The organism is Citrobacter sp. Igbk 17, assembly GCF_028069775.1.
Classification (GTDB): domain Bacteria; phylum Pseudomonadota; class Gammaproteobacteria; order Enterobacterales; family Enterobacteriaceae; genus Citrobacter.
This window is the reverse complement of sequence record NZ_JANEWI010000004.1, coordinates 146,717-164,365: the sequence shown is the minus strand read 5'-3', so window position 1 is coordinate 164,365 and position 17,649 is coordinate 146,717. Positions and strand designations below refer to the sequence as shown.

Sequence of the window (17,649 nt, the reverse complement as noted above, 5' to 3'; positions counted from 1 at the left end):
CTCCTTGAAAAGTAAAGCGTTAGATGCGTGTTGTGATTCACACTTTTGGGAAAATTGCGGGCGTTGTCAGCAAAAAGCATAGCAGACAGGCATGGTATTGCTGGCTTAAGCAGGTAACATAGCTGTTATAAATTGATAACAAATTCTTTCTTTGAATGGTGAGAGTTTGGAGGCCTTCAAAGTTTGTGCCGCTGACTGAGGTGATAATGTGCGGCTCAGCAGAATGGTTACCCGCGCCACTTTTTTGATAGATACGTGAAAGGAACAACAAGATGGATGACCAGTTAAAACAAAGCGCCCTCGATTTCCACGAATTTCCAGTACCCGGTAAAATCCAGGTTTCTCCGACCAAGCCGCTGGCAACACAGCGCGATCTTGCTCTGGCCTACTCGCCGGGCGTAGCTGCACCGTGCCTTGAAATTGAAAAAGACCCGCTGGCAGCCTACAAATATACTGCGCGTGGCAACCTTGTCGCGGTTATCTCTAACGGTACTGCGGTGCTGGGACTGGGTAACATCGGTGCGCTAGCCGGTAAACCCGTGATGGAAGGTAAAGGCGTTCTGTTTAAGAAATTCGCCGGAATTGACGTGTTCGATATTGAAGTCGATGAACTCGATCCGGATAAATTTATCAATGTCGTGGCGGCCCTCGAACCTACATTTGGCGGTATCAACCTCGAAGACATCAAAGCGCCGGAATGTTTCTACATTGAGCAAAAGCTGCGTGAGCGCATGAATATTCCGGTATTCCATGATGACCAGCACGGCACTGCGATTATCAGTACGGCCGCCATTCTTAACGGTCTGCGGGTGGTAGAGAAGAATATTTCTGATGTGCGCATGGTGGTGTCTGGCGCAGGTGCTGCGGCGATTGCCTGTATGAACTTGCTGGTGGCGCTGGGTATGCAGAAGCACAATATTGTGGTCTGCGACTCCAAAGGCGTGATTTACAAAGACCGCGAGCCGAATATGGCGGAAACCAAAGCGGCTTATGCGGTGGTAGATGACGGTAAGCGTACGCTGGATGACGTGATTGACGGTGCAGATATTTTCCTCGGCTGCTCGGGGCCGAAAGTATTGACTCAGGAAATGGTCAAGAAAATGGCCCGTGCGCCAATGATCCTGGCCCTCGCCAACCCGGAACCGGAAATCCTGCCGCCGTTGGCGAAAGAAGTCCGGTCTGATGCCATCATCTGTACTGGTCGTTCCGACTACCCGAACCAGGTTAACAACGTCCTGTGCTTCCCGTTCATCTTCCGTGGTGCGCTGGATGTGGGTGCTACCGCCATCAACGAAGAGATGAAACTGGCCGCGGTACACGCGATTGCAGAACTGGCGCATGCTGAACAGAGCGAAGTCGTGGCTTCGGCTTACGGCGATCAGGATCTGAGCTTCGGCCCGGAATACATTATTCCTAAACCGTTTGACCCGCGTCTGATTGTCAAAATCGCGCCAGCGGTAGCGAAAGCGGCGATGGATTCTGGCGTGGCGACACGCCCGATTGCTGATTTTGACGCTTACATCGATAAGCTGACCGAATTCGTCTACAAAACCAACCTGTTCATGAAGCCGATTTTCTCGCTGGCGCGCAAAGCGCCGAAGCGCGTGGTGCTGACGGAAGGGGAAGAAGCGCGTGTACTGCATGCAACGCAGGAATTGATCACCTTAGGCCTGGCGAAGCCGATCCTGATTGGTCGTCCGAGCGTGATCGAAATGCGTATCCAGAAGTTGGGTTTGCAGATCAAAGCTGGCGTCGATTTCGAGATCGTCAATAATGAATCCGATCCACGCTTCAAAGAGTACTGGAGCGAGTATTACCAGATCATGAAGCGCCGGGGGATCACCCAGGAACAGGCGCAGCGCGCAGTGATCGCCAACACCACGGTGATCGGTGCGATCATGGTGCAGCGTGGCGAAGCAGATGCAATGATCTGCGGTACGATTGGCGACTACCATGAGCATTTCAGCGTGGTGAAAGAGGTGTTTGGTCATCGTGAAGGTGTCCATACGGCAGGGGCGATGAATGCGCTGCTGCTGCAAAGCGGAAACACCTTTATTGCGGATACCTACGTTAACGATGACCCGACGCCGGAACAGCTGGCTGAAATCGCCGTGATGGCGGCAGAAACAGTGCGTCGTTTCGGTATCGAACCGAAAGTGGCGTTGCTGTCGCACTCTAACTTTGGCTCTTCCAATTGCCCATCCGCCAGCAAAATGCGCGACGCGCTGGAGCTGATTAAGGCGCGTGCGCCTGAGCTGATGATCGACGGTGAAATGCACGGTGATGCGGCGCTGGTAGAGAGCATTCGTAACGATCGGATGCCGGACAGCCCGCTGAAAGGCTCAGCCAATATTCTGGTGATGCCGAATATGGAAGCTGCCCGTATTAGTTACAACTTACTACGCGTTTCCAGTTCGGAAGGTGTTACCGTGGGGCCGGTGCTGATGGGGGTCGCTAAACCTGTTCACGTATTAACGCCGATTGCCTCTGTTCGTCGTATCGTTAATATGGTGGCGCTGGCGGTCGTAGAAGCCCAAACGCAACCGCTGTAATTTCACTTTAATTATTTCCGGCGCGGGGTTCTCCCGCGCCTTTTTATTTTTCATTTCTTAGTGATCTACTTCACCTTTTAAACCCACTTGCCGAATTTTGTTATTTACTCTGACAAAAAATTGCCACGATGAGGACAGTTTTAGCAGAGGCGGTGAGCAATGGAAAAAGAACGCATCATTCAGGAATTTGTGCCGGGAAAACAGGTCACGCTGGCGCATCTGATTGCGCACCCCGGTGAAGAACTGGCGAAAAAGATCGGCGTTCCCGAAGCGGGTGCTATCGGCATCATGACGCTTACGCCGGGAGAAACCGCGATGATTGCCGGCGATTTGGCTATGAAGGCCGCGGATGTACATATCGGTTTTCTCGATAGATTCAGTGGTGCGCTGGTGATCTACGGCTCTGTTGGTGCGGTCGAAGAAGCATTATTGCAGACCGTTAGCGGCCTGGGTCGGGTATTAAATTTCACTTTGTGCAACCTGACAAAAAGTTAATCAGAGGCGGCGATGAAACGTATTGCTTTTGTCGGTACGGTCGGGGCGGGGAAAACAACGCTTTTTAATGCGCTCCAGGGAAATTATTCCCTCGCCAGAAAAACACAGGCCGTGGAGTTTAATGAAAACGGTGATATCGATACACCCGGAGAATATTTTAGCCATCCGCGCTGGTATCACGCCTTAATTACCACGCTGCAAGATGTTGATACGTTGATTTATATACACGCGGCAAATGATAAAGAAAGTCGCTTACCTGCCGGGCTGTTGGATATCGGCGCCAGTAAACGACAAATCGCCGTTATCAGTAAAACGGACATGCCGGATGCCGACGTCGCCGCAACGCGACAACTACTTCGCGGGATAGGGTTCCAGGAGCCAATTTTCGAACTCAATAGCCATGACCCGCGCAGCGTGCAGCACCTGGTGGATTATCTGACTGAGCTCAGCCAAAAGGAGGAAAGGGCAGGTGAAAAAACTCATCACAGCTAACGATATTCGTGCGGCCCACGCACGCGGCGAACAGGAATTGTCGGTTGTTCTGCGCGCCAGCATCATCACCCCGGAGGCTCGCGAGGTTGCGGAGCTGCTGGGCGTCACTATCACTGAATGCGACGAATCAGCGCCAGTTGCAGCAACCGCCGCAGCGGCCGCTCCGGTGGATGATGGCAAATCGGAAAGTCAGCGCATTCGCGAAACCATCATCGCGCAACTGCCGGAAGGGCAGTTCACCGAAAGCCTGGTCGCGCAGTTGATGGATAAAGTCATGAAGGAGAAGCAGTCGCTGGAGCAGGGCGGAATGCAGCCGAGCTTTAACTCGGTTACCGGCAAAGGCGGCGTGAAAGTCATTGAAGGCAGCAGCGTGAAGTTTGGTCGTTTTGACGGTGCTCAACCGCACTGTGTTGGCTTAACCGACTTAGTGACCGACCAGGACGGCAGCAGTATGGCCGCCGGCTTCATGCAGTGGGATAACGCTTTTTTCCCATGGACGCTGAACTACGACGAAATCGACATGATTCTGGAAGGCGAACTGCACGTTCGTCATGAAGGCGAAACCATGATTGCGAAAGCCGGGGATGTGATGTTTATCCCGAAAGGCTCCAGCATCGAGTTTGGTACGCCATCGACTGTGAAATTCCTGTATGTGGCCTGGCCTGCGAACTGGCAGTCCTGCTAAGGCGGATGTATGAAGGATTTCATTACCGAAGCATGGCTAAGAGCGAATCACACGCTTAGCGAAGGAGCTGAAATTCACCTCCCCGCTGATGCTCGCTTGACGCCGTCTGCCCGGGAACTGCTGGAAAGCCGACATCTGCGCATTAAGTTTATCGACGAGCAGGGCAGTCTGTTTATCGATGACGAAGAACAGCAGCCGCAGCCGGTGCATGGATTAACCAGCAGCGATACGCATCCACAGGCCAGTTGCGAACTGTGCCATCAACCGGTGGCGAAGAAACCGGACACCCTGACGCATCTGACAGCGGACAAGATGGTCGCCAAAAGTGACCCTCGGCTGGGATTTCGCGCCGCGCTGGACAGCACCATTGGTCTGGCGGTGTGGCTGCAGATTGAACTGGCGGAGCCGTGGCAGCCATGGCTGGCGGATATCCGCTCACGTTTGGGCAACATCATGCGTGCCGATGCCATGGACGAACCGCTGTCCGCGCAGTCAATCGTCGGTTTAAGCGATGAAGACTTGCACCGCCTGTCGCATCAGCCATTGCGCTATCTGGATCACGATCATCTGGTGCCTGAAGCCAGCCATGGACGCGATTCTGCATTGCTCAATCTGCTGCGCACCAAAGTCCGTGAAACGGAGACCGTAGCGGCGCAGGTGTTTATCACCCGCAGTTTTGAAGTATTGCGACCGGACATTCTGCAGGCGCTGAATCGCCTGTCGAGTACGGTCTACGTGATGATGATTCTGAGTGTGGCGAAGCATCCGCTAAGCGTCAGCCAAATCCAACAGCGACTGGGGGAGAAGCAATGATCATTGAACGTGCTCGTCAACTCGCCCAGCGCGCACCCGCTCGGGTGGTGTTCCCGGATGCGCTGGATGTTCGGGTGCTGAAAGCCGCGAACTACCTGTATCAGCACGGCCTGGCGCATCCCATTCTCGTCGCCAGCCCGTTCGCGCTACGCCAGTTTGCCCTCAGCCATCGCGTGGCAATGGACGGTATTCAGGTGATTGACCCACAAAGCAACCCGCAAATGCGAGAGGAATTTGCGCTGCGTTGGCTGGCTCGGGCGGGAGAGAAAACGCCGCCAGATGCACTTGAGAAACTCAACGATCCGCTAATGTTCGCCGCCGCGATGGTCAGCGCAGGTAAAGCCGATGTTTGTATTGCTGGCAACCTGTCATCAACCGCGAATGTGCTGCGTGCAGGGCTACGCATCATTGGGTTACAGCCGGGATGCAAAACGCTGTCGTCGATTTTCCTGATGCTGCCGCAGTACCTCGGGCCGTCATTAGGGTTTGCCGATTGCAGCGTGGTGCCGCAGCCAACTGCTGCACAACTGGCGGATATTGCGATTGCCAGTGCGCAGACCTGGCAGGCCATTACCGGAGAAGAACCGCGTGTCGCCATGCTGTCCTTTTCAAGTAATGGCAGTGCGCGCCATCCCAACGTTGCCAACGTGCAGCAGGCCACGGACATCGTTCGTGAACGCGCACCGCAGCTCACCGTTGATGGTGAACTGCAGTTTGATGCCGCTTTTGTACCGGATGTCGCCGCGCAAAAAGCGCCTGCCAGTCCGCTACACGGCAATGCCAATGTGATGGTCTTCCCGTCACTGGAGGCAGGCAACATTGGTTACAAAATCGCTCAGCGCCTGGGAGGGTATCGTGCCGTCGGTCCGTTGATTCAAGGGCTTGCCGCACCGCTTCATGACCTTTCTCGCGGCTGTAGCGTACAGGAAATTATCGAACTGGCGTTGGTGGCAGCAGTGCCGCGCCAGACTGACGTGAGTCGTGAAGACGCCTCACAAACACTGGTTGTTTAGGTCCCGTTCTGGACCCCTTCTACTTAAGAGGAAAGCACAATGGAAGCATTAGGAATGATTGAAACCCGGGGCCTGGTTGCACTGATTGAGGCTTCTGACGCAATGGTTAAAGCGGCACGCGTGAAACTGGTTGGCGTGAAGCAAATCGGTGGCGGTCTGGTTACTGCAATGGTTCGTGGCGACGTGGCGGCCTGTAAAGCAGCAACGGATGCGGGTGCTGCTGCAGCACAGCGCATTGGGGAACTGGTTTCTGTACACGTGATTCCGCGCCCGCATGGCGATCTGGAAGAAGTCTTCCCGATCAGCTTTAAAGGCGACAGCAACGACATGTAAGTAGTCCATGTGACGCCACATCATTGCTGGCGTCACCCTCTCTCCTTTTCACATTACCTTCTGCGGAGGGTAGGGGGAGGTTTTACCTGAAATATGCCACGGAGGCGGGTATGAAACTGGCAATCGTCACAGGACAAATCGTTTGTACCGTACGCCATCAGGGACTCGCGCACGATAAGTTGCTGATGGTGGAAATGATTGATGCCCAGGGAAATCCTGACGGGCAGTGTGCTGTTGCGATCGACAGCATCGGAGCGGGAAACGGAGAGTGGGTGCTGCTGGTCAGCGGAAGCTCAGCCCGTCAGGCGCACCATAACGAATCATCGCCTGTCGATTTGTGCGTGATTGGCATTGTCGATGAAGTGGTGGCAGGTGGTCAGGTGATCTTCCATAAATAGGGCAGAAAATCATGAATCAACAGGATATTGAACAGGTCGTGAAAGCGGTACTGCTGAAAATGAAAGACAGCAGCCAGCCCGTTAGTGCCGTTCAAGAAATGGGCGTTTTTGCCTCCCTGGATGACGCAGTGGCGGCCGCAAAACTGGCCCAGCAGGGGCTGAAAAGCGTCGCTATGCGCCAACTGGCCATTCACGCTATTCGTGAAGCGGGCGAAAAACACGCCAGAGAATTAGCGGAGCTTGCCGTTAGTGAAACCGGTATGGGACGCGTTGAAGATAAATTTGCCAAAAACGTGGCGCAGGCCCGTGGCACACCGGGTGTGGAATGCCTGTCTCCACAGGTTCTGACCGGCGATAACGGCTTGACCTTGATTGAAAACGCACCGTGGGGCGTAGTGGCTTCGGTGACACCGTCCACCAACCCGGCGGCAACCGTCATTAACAACGCCATCAGCCTGATTGCTGCGGGTAACAGCGTGGTCTTTGCTCCGCACCCGGCGGCTAAACGTGTTTCTCAGCGTGCCATCACCCTGCTCAACCAGGCGGTGGTTGCTGCGGGTGGCCCGGCGAATCTGCTGGTCACCGTTGCCAACCCGGATATCGAAACCGCTCAGCGTCTGTTCAAGTACCCTGGTATCGGCCTGCTGGTGGTAACCGGTGGCGAAGCGGTAGTGGAATCGGCGCGTAAACACACCAATAAACGTCTGATTGCCGCAGGTGCGGGTAATCCACCAGTGGTGGTCGATGAAACGGCCGATCTGGTACGTGCAACACAGTCCATCGTCAAAGGCGCATCGTTTGATAACAACATCATTTGTGCCGACGAAAAAGTGCTGATTGTTGTCGACAGTGTTGCCGACGAACTGATGCGCCTGATGGAAAGCCAGCATGCGGTCAAGCTGACGGCGGCCCAGGCTGAGCAACTGCAACCGGTTCTGCTGAAAAATGTTGATGAGCGCGGCAAAGGTACGGTCAGCCGTGACTGGGTCGGGCGTGACGCTGGAAAAATCGCTGCGGCAATTGGCCTGAACGTACCGGATCAAACCCGGTTGTTATTCGTCGAAACCCCGGCCACGCATCCATTCGCTGTCACCGAACTGATGATGCCGGTACTGCCAGTGGTGCGGGTTGCCAACGTTGATGAGGCCATTGATCTGGCCGTCGCGCTTGAAGGCGGTTGCCACCACACGGCGGCAATGCACTCACGCAACATCGACAATATGAACCGTATGGCTAACGCCATTGATACCAGCATTTTCGTCAAGAATGGGCCGTGTATTGCAGGCCTGGGACTCGGTGGCGAAGGCTGGACCACGATGACCATTACCACGCCAACCGGGGAAGGGGTGACCAGTGCGCGCACGTTTGTGCGTCTGCGTCGCTGTGTGTTGGTGGATGCGTTTCGCATCGTATAACAGTTAGTCCATCAGGCTATAGGGAGAAAGAGATGGCGCACGACGAACAACGTTGGCTCACACCCAGACTGCAAAAAGCGGCAACGCTATGTAACCAGACACCTGCCGTGAGCGAATCACCGCTGTGGCTGGGCGTTGATTTGGGGACATGTGATGTGGTGTCGATGGTTGTCGACAGCGACGGGCAGCCGGTTGCGGTCTGTCTGGACTGGGCTGATGTTGTGCGCGATGGCATCGTTTGGGATTTCTTCGGTGCGGTGACCATCGTTCGTCGCCATCTCGATACGCTTGAACAACAGTTAGGTTGCCGTTTTACCCATGCGGCGACCTCATTCCCACCGGGAACCGACCCGCGTATCTCCATCAACGTGCTGGAATCCGCCGGGCTTGACGTGAGTCATGTGTTAGACGAGCCGACCGCGGTTGCGGATCTGCTGCAACTTGATAACGCCGGGGTCGTGGATATTGGTGGTGGTACTACCGGAATTGCCATTGTTAAGCGGGGGGTAGTGACCTATTCCGCTGATGAAGCGACCGGTGGACACCACATTTCCCTGACGCTGGCCGGAAATCGCCGCATTCAGCTCGAAGAAGCTGAGCAGTACAAGCGCAGCAACGGTAAAGAAATTTGGCCGGTGGTGAAGCCGGTCTACGAAAAGATGGCGGAAATCGTAGCTCACCATATTGCAGGACAGGGAGTTACCGATTTATGGCTGGCCGGTGGTTCCTGCATGCAGCCGGGAGTCGATGAGCTGTTCCGTAAGCGTTTTCCGGAACTGCAAGTGCACTTACCTCAGCACAGCCTGTTCATGACCCCGCTGGCGATTGCAAATAGCGGAAAAGAAAAAGCGGAAGGAATCTATGCAAGCTGAATTGCAGACCGCGCTCTTTCAGGCATTCGACACCCTGAATCTGCAACGCGTTAAAACGTTTAGTGTTCCCCCTGTCACATTGTGCGGGTTGGGTGCGCTCAGCACCTGCGGGCAGGAAGCGCAAACGCGCGGACTGACGCATATGTTTGTCATGGTGGATAGCTTCCTGCATCAGGCGGGAATGACGGCCTCGCTTGAGCGTAGCCTGGCGATGAAAGGTGTGGCGATGACGCTGTGGCCGTGCCCGGTGGGCGAGCCGTGCATCACGGATGTCTGCGCGGCGGTCGCGCAACTGCGTGAATCGAAGTGCGACGGCGTCGTGGCCTTTGGTGGCGGTTCCGTACTGGATGCGGCCAAAGCGGTCGCACTGCTGGTGACCAACCCGACCCAGACGCTGGCTGACATGGACGAACGCAGCGTGTTACGTCCACGGTTGCCACTGATTGCTGTACCGACTACCGCCGGAACAGGCTCAGAAACCACCAACGTCACGGTGATTATTGATGCCGCGACCGGGCTGAAGAAAGTGCTGGCGCATGCAACCCTGATGCCGGATGTGGCGATTCTTGATGCAGCGCTGACGGAAGGTGTGCCCGCGCACGTGACGGCGATGACCGGAATTGATGCGCTGACCCATGCGGTTGAAGCCTACAGCGCGCTGAACGCGACGCCGTTTACCGACAGCCTGGCGATTGGCGCGATTGCGATGATCGGCAAATCGCTGCCGAAGGCCGTCGGCTACGGTCAGGATTTGGCGGCACGCGAAAGCATGTTACTGGCCTCCTGTATGGCCGGAATGGCGTTTTCCAGTGCGGGGCTGGGCTTGTGCCATGCAATGGCGCACCAGCCGGGGGCGACGCTGCACATCCCGCACGGACAGGCTAATGCCATGCTGCTGCCCACGGTCATGGGGTTTAACCGCATGGTGTGTCGCGAACGCTTCAGCCATATCGGGCGGGCATTAACCAATAAGAAATCGGACGATCGTGACGCCATCAGCGCGGTTAGCGATCTGATTAACGAGGTGGGCCAGACCAAACGACTCTCTGACGTTGGGGCAAAGCCTGAGCATTACAGCGCATGGGCTCACGCCGCGCTGGAGGATATTTGTATTCGCAGTAACCCACGCACCGCCACACAGGCACAGATTATCGACCTGTACGCGGCTGCCGGGTAATGCCTGTAGGCCGGATAAGGTGCTCGCACCGCCATCCGGCAATAACACGGCGTTAATGCCGGAGGCGACGTAAACGTCTTATCCGGCCTACAAATCACAAATGACAGGGAGTAGGGGCTATGGGAATTAACGAAATCATCATGTACATCATGATGTTCTTTATGCTGATTGCCGCCGTGGACAGGATCCTGTCGCAGTTCGGCGGTTCGGCACGCTTCCTCGGTAAGTTCGGTAAGAGTATTGAGGGATCGGGCGGCCAGTTTGAAGAAGGCTTTATGGCGATGGGCGCGCTGGGTCTGGCGATGGTGGGTATGACCGCGCTGGCACCGGTACTGGCGCATGTGCTCGGGCCAGTAATTATTCCGCTGTACGAAATGTTGGGCGCGAACCCGTCGATGTTTGCCGGAACGCTGCTGGCGTGCGATATGGGCGGCTTCTTCCTGGCGAAAGAACTGGCGGGCGGCGACGTTGCGGCGTGGCTGTACTCTGGCCTGATCCTTGGGGCGATGATGGGGCCGACGTTGGTGTTCTCCATTCCGGTTGCGCTGGGGATTATTGAACCGTCTGACCGTCGTTATCTGGCGCTGGGCGTGCTGGCCGGTATCGTCACCATTCCGATTGGTTGTATTGCGGGCGGTTTGATTGCGATGTACTCCGGCGTCGAAATCAACGGGCAGCCGGTGGAGTTCACCTTCGCGCTGATCCTGATGAATATGATCCCGGTGCTGATCGTGGCCGTGCTGGTGGCGCTGGGACTGAAATTTATCCCGGAAAAAATGATCAACGGCTTCCAGATCTTCGCGAAATTCCTGGTGGCGCTGATCACCATCGGCCTGGCAGCTGCGGTGGTCAAATTCCTGCTCGGCTGGGAGCTGATCCCGGGTCTTGATCCTATCTTCATGGCTCCGGGCGACAAACCGGGTGAAGTGATGCGCGCCATCGAAGTTATCGGTTCTATTTCCTGCGTGCTGCTCGGTGCGTACCCAATGGTGTTGCTGCTGACTCGTTGGTTTGAAAAACCGCTGATGAGCGTCGGTAATCTTTTAAAAATCAATAACATTGCGGCTGCTGGTATGGTGGCGACGCTGGCGAACAACATCCCAATGTTCGGCATGATGAAGAATATGGATACCCGCGGCAAAGTGATCAACTGCGCCTTTGCGGTCTCCGCGGCCTTCGCGCTGGGTGACCACTTAGGCTTCGCCGCAGCGAACATGAACGCCATGATCTTCCCGATGATTGTCGGCAAGCTGATTGGCGGCGTGACGGCGATTGGTGTGGCTATGCTGTTGGTACCGAAAGATGAAGATGTTCCAGCAGAAGTAGAAACCAACCCGGAGGCGCAATCGTGAATACTCGCCAGCTACTGAGCGTCGGTATCGATATCGGCACCACCACCACTCAGGTGATCTTCTCTCGCCTTGAGCTGGTTAACCGTGCGGCAGTGTCGCAGGTGCCGCGCTACGAATTCATCAAACGCGAAATTAGCTGGCAAAGCCCGGTTTTCTTTACCCCCGTTGATAAGCAGGGCGGGCTGAAAGAAGCCGAACTGAAAGCGCTGATCCTCGCCCAGTATCAGGCGGCGGGTATCGCACCAGAAACCGTCGATTCCGGCGCGATCATCATTACCGGGGAAAGTGCGAAAACCCGCAATGCGCGTCCGGCGGTGATGACGCTCTCCCAGTCGTTGGGTGATTTCGTGGTGGCCAGCGCCGGTCCACATCTGGAATCGGTGATTGCTGGCCATGGTGCGGGTGCCCAGACCCTGTCAGAGCAGAAGTTGTGCCGTGTACTGAATATCGACATCGGTGGCGGGACGTCGAACTACGTGCTGTTCGACGCGGGGAAAGTCAGCGGTTCAGCCTGCCTGAACGTCGGAGGGCGTCTGCTGGAAACGGACGGCCAGGGGCGCGTGGTTCACGCGCATCAGCCGGGACAGATGATTGTCGATGACGTTTTTGGCCCTGGCACCGATGCGCGTTCGCTTAACGCCACGCAACTGGTTCAGGTGGCGCGACGGATGGCGGCGCTGATTGTGGAAGTGATTGAAGGCACGCTTTCACCACTGGCGCAGGCGCTGATGCAAACCGGTCTGCTGCCTGCGGGCGTGAAACCGGAAGTGATTACGTTGTCCGGCGGAGTGGGCGAATGCTACCGCAACCAACCTGCCGATCCGTTCTGTTTTTCCGACATCGGGCCACTGCTTGCCACGGCGCTGCATGAGCACCCTCGTCTGCGTGAGATGAACGTGCAGTTCCCGGCGCAAACCGTGCGCGCCACGGTGATTGGTGCTGGTGCGCATACGCTGTCGCTTTCGGGCAGCACAATCTGGCTGGAGGGTGTTCAGCTTCCGCTGCGCAATCTGCCGGTGGCGATTCCGGTGGATGAGTCCGATTTGGTTGCTGCCTGGCAACAGGCATTGATGCAGCTTGATCTGGATCCACAAACGGATGCTTATGTGCTTGCGCTGCCCGGTTCGTTACCGGTGCGCTACGCCGCGCTGTTAACGGTGATTGACGCGCTGCTGGCCTTCGTCGCGCGTTATCCGAATCCGCATCCCCTGCTGGTGGTAGCCGAGCAGGATTTTGGTAAAGCCCTGGGCATGCTGTTACGCCCACAGTTACAGCAACACCCGCTGGCAGTCATCGATGAGGTGGTTGTCCGGGCGGGGGACTATATCGACATTGGTACGCCTCTTTTTGGCGGATCGGTTGTGCCGGTGACGGTGAAATCACTCGCATTTCCTTCCTGAGGGAACGACTTATGAAACTAAAGACCACATTGTTCGGCAATGTTTATCAGTTTAAGGATGTAAAAGAGGTGCTGGCAAAAGCCAACGAACTGCGTTCGGGGGATGTGCTGGCAGGAGTGGCCGCAACAAGCTCTCAGGAGCGTGTGGCTGCCAAGCAGGTGTTGTCGGAAATGACGGTGGCGGATATTCGCAATAACCCGGTGATTTCCTATGAAGAAGACTGCGTAACGCGTCTGATTCAGGATGACGTCAACGAAACGGCCTATAACCGCATCAAAAACTGGAGTATCAGTGAGCTGCGCGAGTATGTGCTGAGTGATGAAACCTCTGTCGATGACATTGCGTTTACGCGCAAAGGGTTAACGTCGGAAGTCGTTGCTGCGGTGGCTAAAATCTGTTCCAACGCGGACCTGATCTACGGCGGCAAGAAAATGCCGGTGATCAAAAAGGCGAACACCACCATTGGCTTGCCGGGCACCTTTAGCTGCCGTTTGCAGCCGAACGATACCCGTGACGATGTACAGAGTATCGCCGCTCAGATCTATGAAGGTCTTTCCTTCGGTGCGGGTGATGCGGTCATCGGCGTCAACCCGGTAACAGATGATGTGGAGAACTTAAGCCGCGTCCTCGATACCGTGTATGGCGTCATCGACAAATTTAACATCCCGACCCAGGGCTGCGTACTGGCGCACGTCACCACGCAGATTGAAGCAATTCGTCGCGGCGCGCCGGGCGGGCTGATTTTCCAGAGTATCTGCGGCAGTGAAAAAGGCTTAAAAGAGTTTGGCGTTGAGCTGGCGATGCTGGATGAAGCGCGTGCCGTGGGTGCGGAGTTTAACCGTATCGCCGGGGAAAACTGCCTGTACTTCGAAACCGGGCAAGGGTCTGCGCTTTCTGCTGGCGCTAACTTTGGTGCCGATCAGGTGACGATGGAAGCGCGTAACTACGGGCTGGCGCGTCACTACGATCCGTTCCTGGTGAACACCGTGGTGGGCTTTATCGGACCAGAGTATCTCTACAACGACCGTCAGATCATTCGTGCCGGTCTGGAAGACCACTTCATGGGCAAGCTGAGCGGCATCTCAATGGGCTGTGACTGCTGCTACACCAACCATGCTGATGCTGACCAGAACCTCAACGAAAACCTGATGATTCTGCTCGCCACCGCTGGCTGCAACTACATCATGGGCATGCCGCTCGGTGACGACATCATGCTCAACTACCAGACCACTGCATTCCACGATACCGCGACCGTGCGCCAGCTGCTGAACCTGCGTCCGTCGCCGGAGTTTGAGCGCTGGCTGGAAACCATGGGCATTATGGCAAACGGTCGCCTGACCAAACGGGCGGGCGATCCGTCACTGTTCTTCTGATGACGCGGGGATGACACACGATGGATCAAAAACAGATTGAAGAAATTGTACGCAGCGTAATGGCGTCAATGGGTGAGTCACAGCCGCAGGCTCAGGCACCGTCACCGGAAGCGAAATGCAGCACCACGCAGTGTGCTGCGCCGACAGGTGAAAGCTGTGCGATGGACTTAGGTTCTGCTGAAGCCAAAGCGTGGATTGGCGTTGAAAATCCACACCGTGCGGACGTGTTGACTGAACTGCGTCGCAGTACTGCAGCACGCGTGTGCACCGGTCGTGCCGGTCCTCGCCCGCGTACTCAGGCGTTGTTGCGTTTCCTTGCGGACCATTCGCGTTCGAAAGATACGGTCTTAAAAGAGGTGCCGGAAGAGTGGGTGAAAGCGCAAGGGTTGCTGGAAGTTCGTTCAGAAATCAGTGACAAAAATCTGTATCTGACACGCCCGGATCTGGGGCGTCGTCTGAGTGCGGAAGCCATTGAAGCGTTGAAATCGCAGTGTGTGGCTAACCCGGATGTACAGGTGATTATCTCTGATGGCCTGTCTACCGATGCGATCACCGCGAACTACGAAGAGATTCTGCCGCCGCTGCTGTCTGGTTTAAAACAAGCAGGGCTGAAGGTCGGTACGCCGTTCTTTGTTCGCTATGGTCGCGTAAAAATCGAAGATCAGATTGGTGAACTGCTGGGCGCGAAAGCGGTGATCCTGCTGGTGGGTGAACGTCCGGGCCTCGGCCAGTCGGAGAGCCTTTCCTGCTACGCGGTGTATTCACCGCGCGTGGCGACAACCGTTGAAGCTGACCGCACCTGTATCTCGAACATTCACCAGGGCGGTACACCTCCGGTAGAAGCGGCTGCGGTAATCGTCGATTTGGCCAAGCGCATGCTGGAGCAGAAAGCATCCGGCATCAATATGACCCGTTAAGGAGACATCATGCCAGCATTAGATTTGATAAGACCCTCAGTCACCGCGATGCGCGTGATTGCCTCGGTAAATGACGGTTTTGCTCGCGAACTTAAATTACCACCACATATACGTAGCCTCGGGCTCATCACAGCAGATTCTGATGACGTGGCGTATATTGCCGCAGACGAAGCGACAAAACAGGCGATGGTTGAAGTGGTTTATGGCCGCTCATTGTATGCCGGTGCGGCACACGGACCTTCTCCCACCGCAGGTGAAGTGCTGATTATGCTCGGCGGGCCGAACCCGGCTGAAGTTCGCGCGGGCCTGGACGCCATGGTTGCCAATATTGAAAGTGGCGCGGCGTTCCAGTGGGCAAATGACGCAGAAAATACCGCCTTCCTGGCGCACGTCGTATCGCGCACGGGTTCGTATCTTTCCGCGACAGCGGGATGTCGGCTTGGCGATCCTATGGCTTATCTGGTGGCACCGCCGCTGGAAGCGACATTCGGTATTGATGCTGCACTGAAATCTGCCGATGTACAGCTGGTGACCTACGTTCCACCACCGTCAGAAACCAACTACTCAGCGGCGTTTTTGACCGGTAGTCAGGCCGCCTGTAAAGCCGCGTGTAACGCCTTTGCCGATGCCGTTCTGGATATTGCCCGTAATCCGGTACAACGCGCGTAAGAGAGGTTGTGATGATCAATGCACTGGGATTACTGGAAGTGGATGGCATGGTTGCGGCTGTTGATGCTGCGGACGCCATGCTGAAAGCTGCGAACGTGCGACTGCTTAGCCACGAAGTGCTCGATCCTGGCAGGCTGACGCTGGTGGTGGAAGGCGATCTGGCGGCGTGCCGCGCTGCGCTGGATGCTGGCAGTGCTGCTGCTGCGCGTACAGGCCGTGTTATCAGCCGTAAGGAGATAGGGCGGCCGGATGATGACACCCAGTGGCTGATCGGCGGTTTTAAACGTGCGCCGAAGAAACCCGCGCCGAAGCCAGAAATGAAACCAGAAGCCAAAGCGGAAAAGACACAGGAAGCGCCTGTGACATCTGAATCTTCTGATGAGCTCCTGGCGTTATTGGCATCAACCCGTCAAGGAATGACGGCAGGGGAAGTGGCCGCGCACTTTGGCTGGTCACTTGATAAAGCCAGAAATGCGCTGGAACAGCTCTTTTCTGACGGAGCGTTGCGTAAACGCAGTAGTCGCTATCGCTTAAAAAATTAACCTGTCGGAGGGCCGGGGGCTTCATTGAAGCTTCCGGCTTAAAAGATCATGAAAAAGACCCGTACTGCAAACCTGCACCATCTTTATCATGAAGCATTACCCGAAGACGTTAAACTTACGCCGAAGGTGGAGGTGGACAACGTTCACCAACGGCGAACAACAGATGTGTATGAGCATGCCCTGACGATTACTGCCTGGCAGCAGATTTACGATCAACTGCATCCGGGAAAATTTCATGGCGAGTTCACGGAAATCCTGCTTGATGATATTCAGGTGTTCCGTGAATACACCGGTCTTGCGCTGCGCCAGTCATGCCTGGTTTGGCCGAATTCGTTCTGGTTTGGTATTCCGGCTACGCGCGGCGAGCAGGGGTTTATTGGTACGCAATGCCTTGGCAGTGCTGAAATTGCGACCCGCCCAGGCGGAACGGAGTTTGAGCTGAGCACACCGGATGATTACACCATTCTGGGGGTCGTTATCTCTGAAGACACCATTGCGCGTCAGGCTAACTTCCTGCATAACCCGGAAAGGGTGTTGCATATGTTGCGAAATCAGTCGGCGTTAGAAGTAAAAGAACAGCATAAAGCCGCGTTATGGGGCTTTGTGCAACAGGCGCTGGCGACGTTTAGTGAAAATCCAGAGAACCTTCATCAGCCGGCGGTGCGCAAAGTGTTGGGTGATAACCTGCTGCTGGCGATGGGCACTATGCTGGAAGACGCGCAGCCGATTATGACTGCTGAAAGCATCAGCCATCAGAGCTATCGCCGCCTGCTGTCGCGTGCGCGCGAATATGTGCTGGAGAATATGTCAGAGCCGCTGACCGTGCTCGACTTGTGTAACCAGCTACATGTGAGTCGTCGCACGCTGCAAAACGCGTTTCACGCGATCCTGGGTATCGGACCGAATGCCTGGTTAAAGCGTATTCGTTTGAATGCTGTGCGCCGGGAGCTTATTAGCCCGTGGTCGCAAAGTGCAACGGTGAAGGACGCTGCGATGCAGTGGGGATTCTGGCATTTAGGGCAGTTTGCTACCGATTACCAGCAGCTGTTTGCGGAAAAACCCTCGCTGACGCTGCATCAGCGTATGCGTCAGTGGGCGTGATGAAAGAATTGTGCCGGATGCGACGCTTTACGTCTTATCCGGCCTACGGG

The 17,649-nt window shown here is 55.7% G+C and carries 18 protein-coding genes; all 18 read left to right on the top strand.

Going from position 1 to position 17,649, the window contains the following annotated elements:
- The first annotated feature begins 272 nt into the window (after positions 1 to 272).
- Positions 273 to 2,552, top strand: a complete 2,280-nt coding sequence (gene maeB, locus NNO08_RS04220) for an NADP-dependent oxaloacetate-decarboxylating malate dehydrogenase (protein ID WP_271456240.1) — start codon at positions 273 to 275, stop codon at positions 2,550 to 2,552.
- A gap of 159 nt (positions 2,553 to 2,711) precedes the next feature.
- Positions 2,712 to 3,047, top strand: a complete 336-nt coding sequence (gene eutS, locus NNO08_RS04215) for an ethanolamine utilization microcompartment protein EutS (RefSeq protein WP_137384748.1) — start codon at positions 2,712 to 2,714, stop codon at positions 3,045 to 3,047.
- Positions 3,048 to 3,059: 12 nt separating this feature from the next.
- Positions 3,060 to 3,539, top strand: a complete 480-nt coding sequence (gene eutP / locus NNO08_RS04210; RefSeq protein WP_016153958.1) for an ethanolamine utilization acetate kinase EutP — start codon at positions 3,060 to 3,062, stop codon at positions 3,537 to 3,539.
- Positions 3,517 to 4,224 (top strand): ethanolamine utilization acetate kinase EutQ, encoded by a 708-nt coding sequence (gene eutQ, locus NNO08_RS04205; RefSeq protein ID WP_271448585.1) that lies wholly within the window; start codon positions 3,517 to 3,519, stop codon positions 4,222 to 4,224. The genes eutP and eutQ overlap by 23 nt, the downstream gene beginning before the upstream one ends.
- A 9-nt stretch (positions 4,225 to 4,233) precedes the next feature.
- Positions 4,234 to 5,037, top strand: a complete 804-nt coding sequence (gene eutT, locus NNO08_RS04200) for an ethanolamine utilization cob(I)yrinic acid a,c-diamide adenosyltransferase EutT (RefSeq protein WP_271456239.1) — start codon at positions 4,234 to 4,236, stop codon at positions 5,035 to 5,037.
- Complete coding sequence (gene pta / locus NNO08_RS04195) at positions 5,034 to 6,050, top strand: phosphate acetyltransferase (RefSeq protein ID WP_271456238.1); 1,017 nt, start codon at positions 5,034 to 5,036, stop codon at positions 6,048 to 6,050. The genes eutT and pta overlap by 4 nt, the downstream gene beginning before the upstream one ends.
- Before the next feature lie 39 nt (positions 6,051 to 6,089).
- Positions 6,090 to 6,383 (top strand): ethanolamine utilization microcompartment protein EutM, encoded by a 294-nt coding sequence (gene eutM / locus NNO08_RS04190; protein WP_003835054.1) that lies wholly within the window; start codon positions 6,090 to 6,092, stop codon positions 6,381 to 6,383.
- Positions 6,384 to 6,493: 110 nt separating this feature from the next.
- Complete coding sequence (eutN, locus tag NNO08_RS04185) at positions 6,494 to 6,781, top strand: ethanolamine utilization microcompartment protein EutN (RefSeq protein ID WP_137384744.1); 288 nt, start codon at positions 6,494 to 6,496, stop codon at positions 6,779 to 6,781.
- Positions 6,782 to 6,792: 11 nt separating this feature from the next.
- A complete protein-coding gene (locus tag NNO08_RS04180) occupies positions 6,793 to 8,196 on the top strand; it encodes an aldehyde dehydrogenase family protein (protein WP_271456237.1) in 1,404 nt (467 codons plus the stop codon).
- A gap of 32 nt (positions 8,197 to 8,228) precedes the next feature.
- Positions 8,229 to 9,068: an ethanolamine utilization protein EutJ gene (gene eutJ, locus NNO08_RS04175; RefSeq protein ID WP_271456236.1), complete on the top strand. Its 840-nt coding sequence runs from the start codon at positions 8,229 to 8,231 to the stop codon at positions 9,066 to 9,068.
- On the top strand, positions 9,058 to 10,245 hold the full coding sequence (gene eutG / locus NNO08_RS04170; protein WP_271448581.1) for an ethanolamine utilization ethanol dehydrogenase EutG: 1,188 nt from the start codon (positions 9,058 to 9,060) through the stop codon (positions 10,243 to 10,245). The genes eutJ and eutG overlap by 11 nt, the downstream gene beginning before the upstream one ends.
- A 119-nt stretch (positions 10,246 to 10,364) precedes the next feature.
- Complete coding sequence (eutH, locus tag NNO08_RS04165; protein ID WP_003835043.1) at positions 10,365 to 11,597, top strand: ethanolamine utilization protein EutH; 1,233 nt, start codon at positions 10,365 to 10,367, stop codon at positions 11,595 to 11,597.
- Entirely contained in the window at positions 11,594 to 12,997 is a 1,404-nt protein-coding gene (eutA, locus tag NNO08_RS04160; RefSeq protein WP_271448580.1) for an ethanolamine ammonia-lyase reactivating factor EutA, read from the top strand. Before eutH ends, eutA begins: the two co-directional genes overlap by 4 nt.
- 11 nt (positions 12,998 to 13,008) lie before the next feature.
- Positions 13,009 to 14,370 (top strand): ethanolamine ammonia-lyase subunit alpha, encoded by a 1,362-nt coding sequence (eutB, locus tag NNO08_RS04155; protein WP_003038029.1) that lies wholly within the window; start codon positions 13,009 to 13,011, stop codon positions 14,368 to 14,370.
- Positions 14,371 to 14,390: 20 nt separating this feature from the next.
- A complete protein-coding gene (eutC, locus tag NNO08_RS04150; protein WP_271440177.1) occupies positions 14,391 to 15,287 on the top strand; it encodes an ethanolamine ammonia-lyase subunit EutC in 897 nt (298 codons plus the stop codon).
- A 9-nt stretch (positions 15,288 to 15,296) separates the two neighbouring features.
- Complete coding sequence (eutL, locus tag NNO08_RS04145; protein ID WP_198903394.1) at positions 15,297 to 15,956, top strand: ethanolamine utilization microcompartment protein EutL; 660 nt, start codon at positions 15,297 to 15,299, stop codon at positions 15,954 to 15,956.
- A gap of 11 nt (positions 15,957 to 15,967) precedes the next feature.
- Positions 15,968 to 16,498, top strand: a complete 531-nt coding sequence (eutK, locus tag NNO08_RS04140; protein ID WP_137384737.1) for an ethanolamine utilization microcompartment protein EutK — start codon at positions 15,968 to 15,970, stop codon at positions 16,496 to 16,498.
- Between the two features lie 48 nt (positions 16,499 to 16,546).
- Complete coding sequence (gene eutR, locus NNO08_RS04135) at positions 16,547 to 17,599, top strand: HTH-type transcriptional regulator EutR (protein WP_061068308.1); 1,053 nt, start codon at positions 16,547 to 16,549, stop codon at positions 17,597 to 17,599.
- Positions 17,600 to 17,649 lie beyond the last annotated feature (50 nt).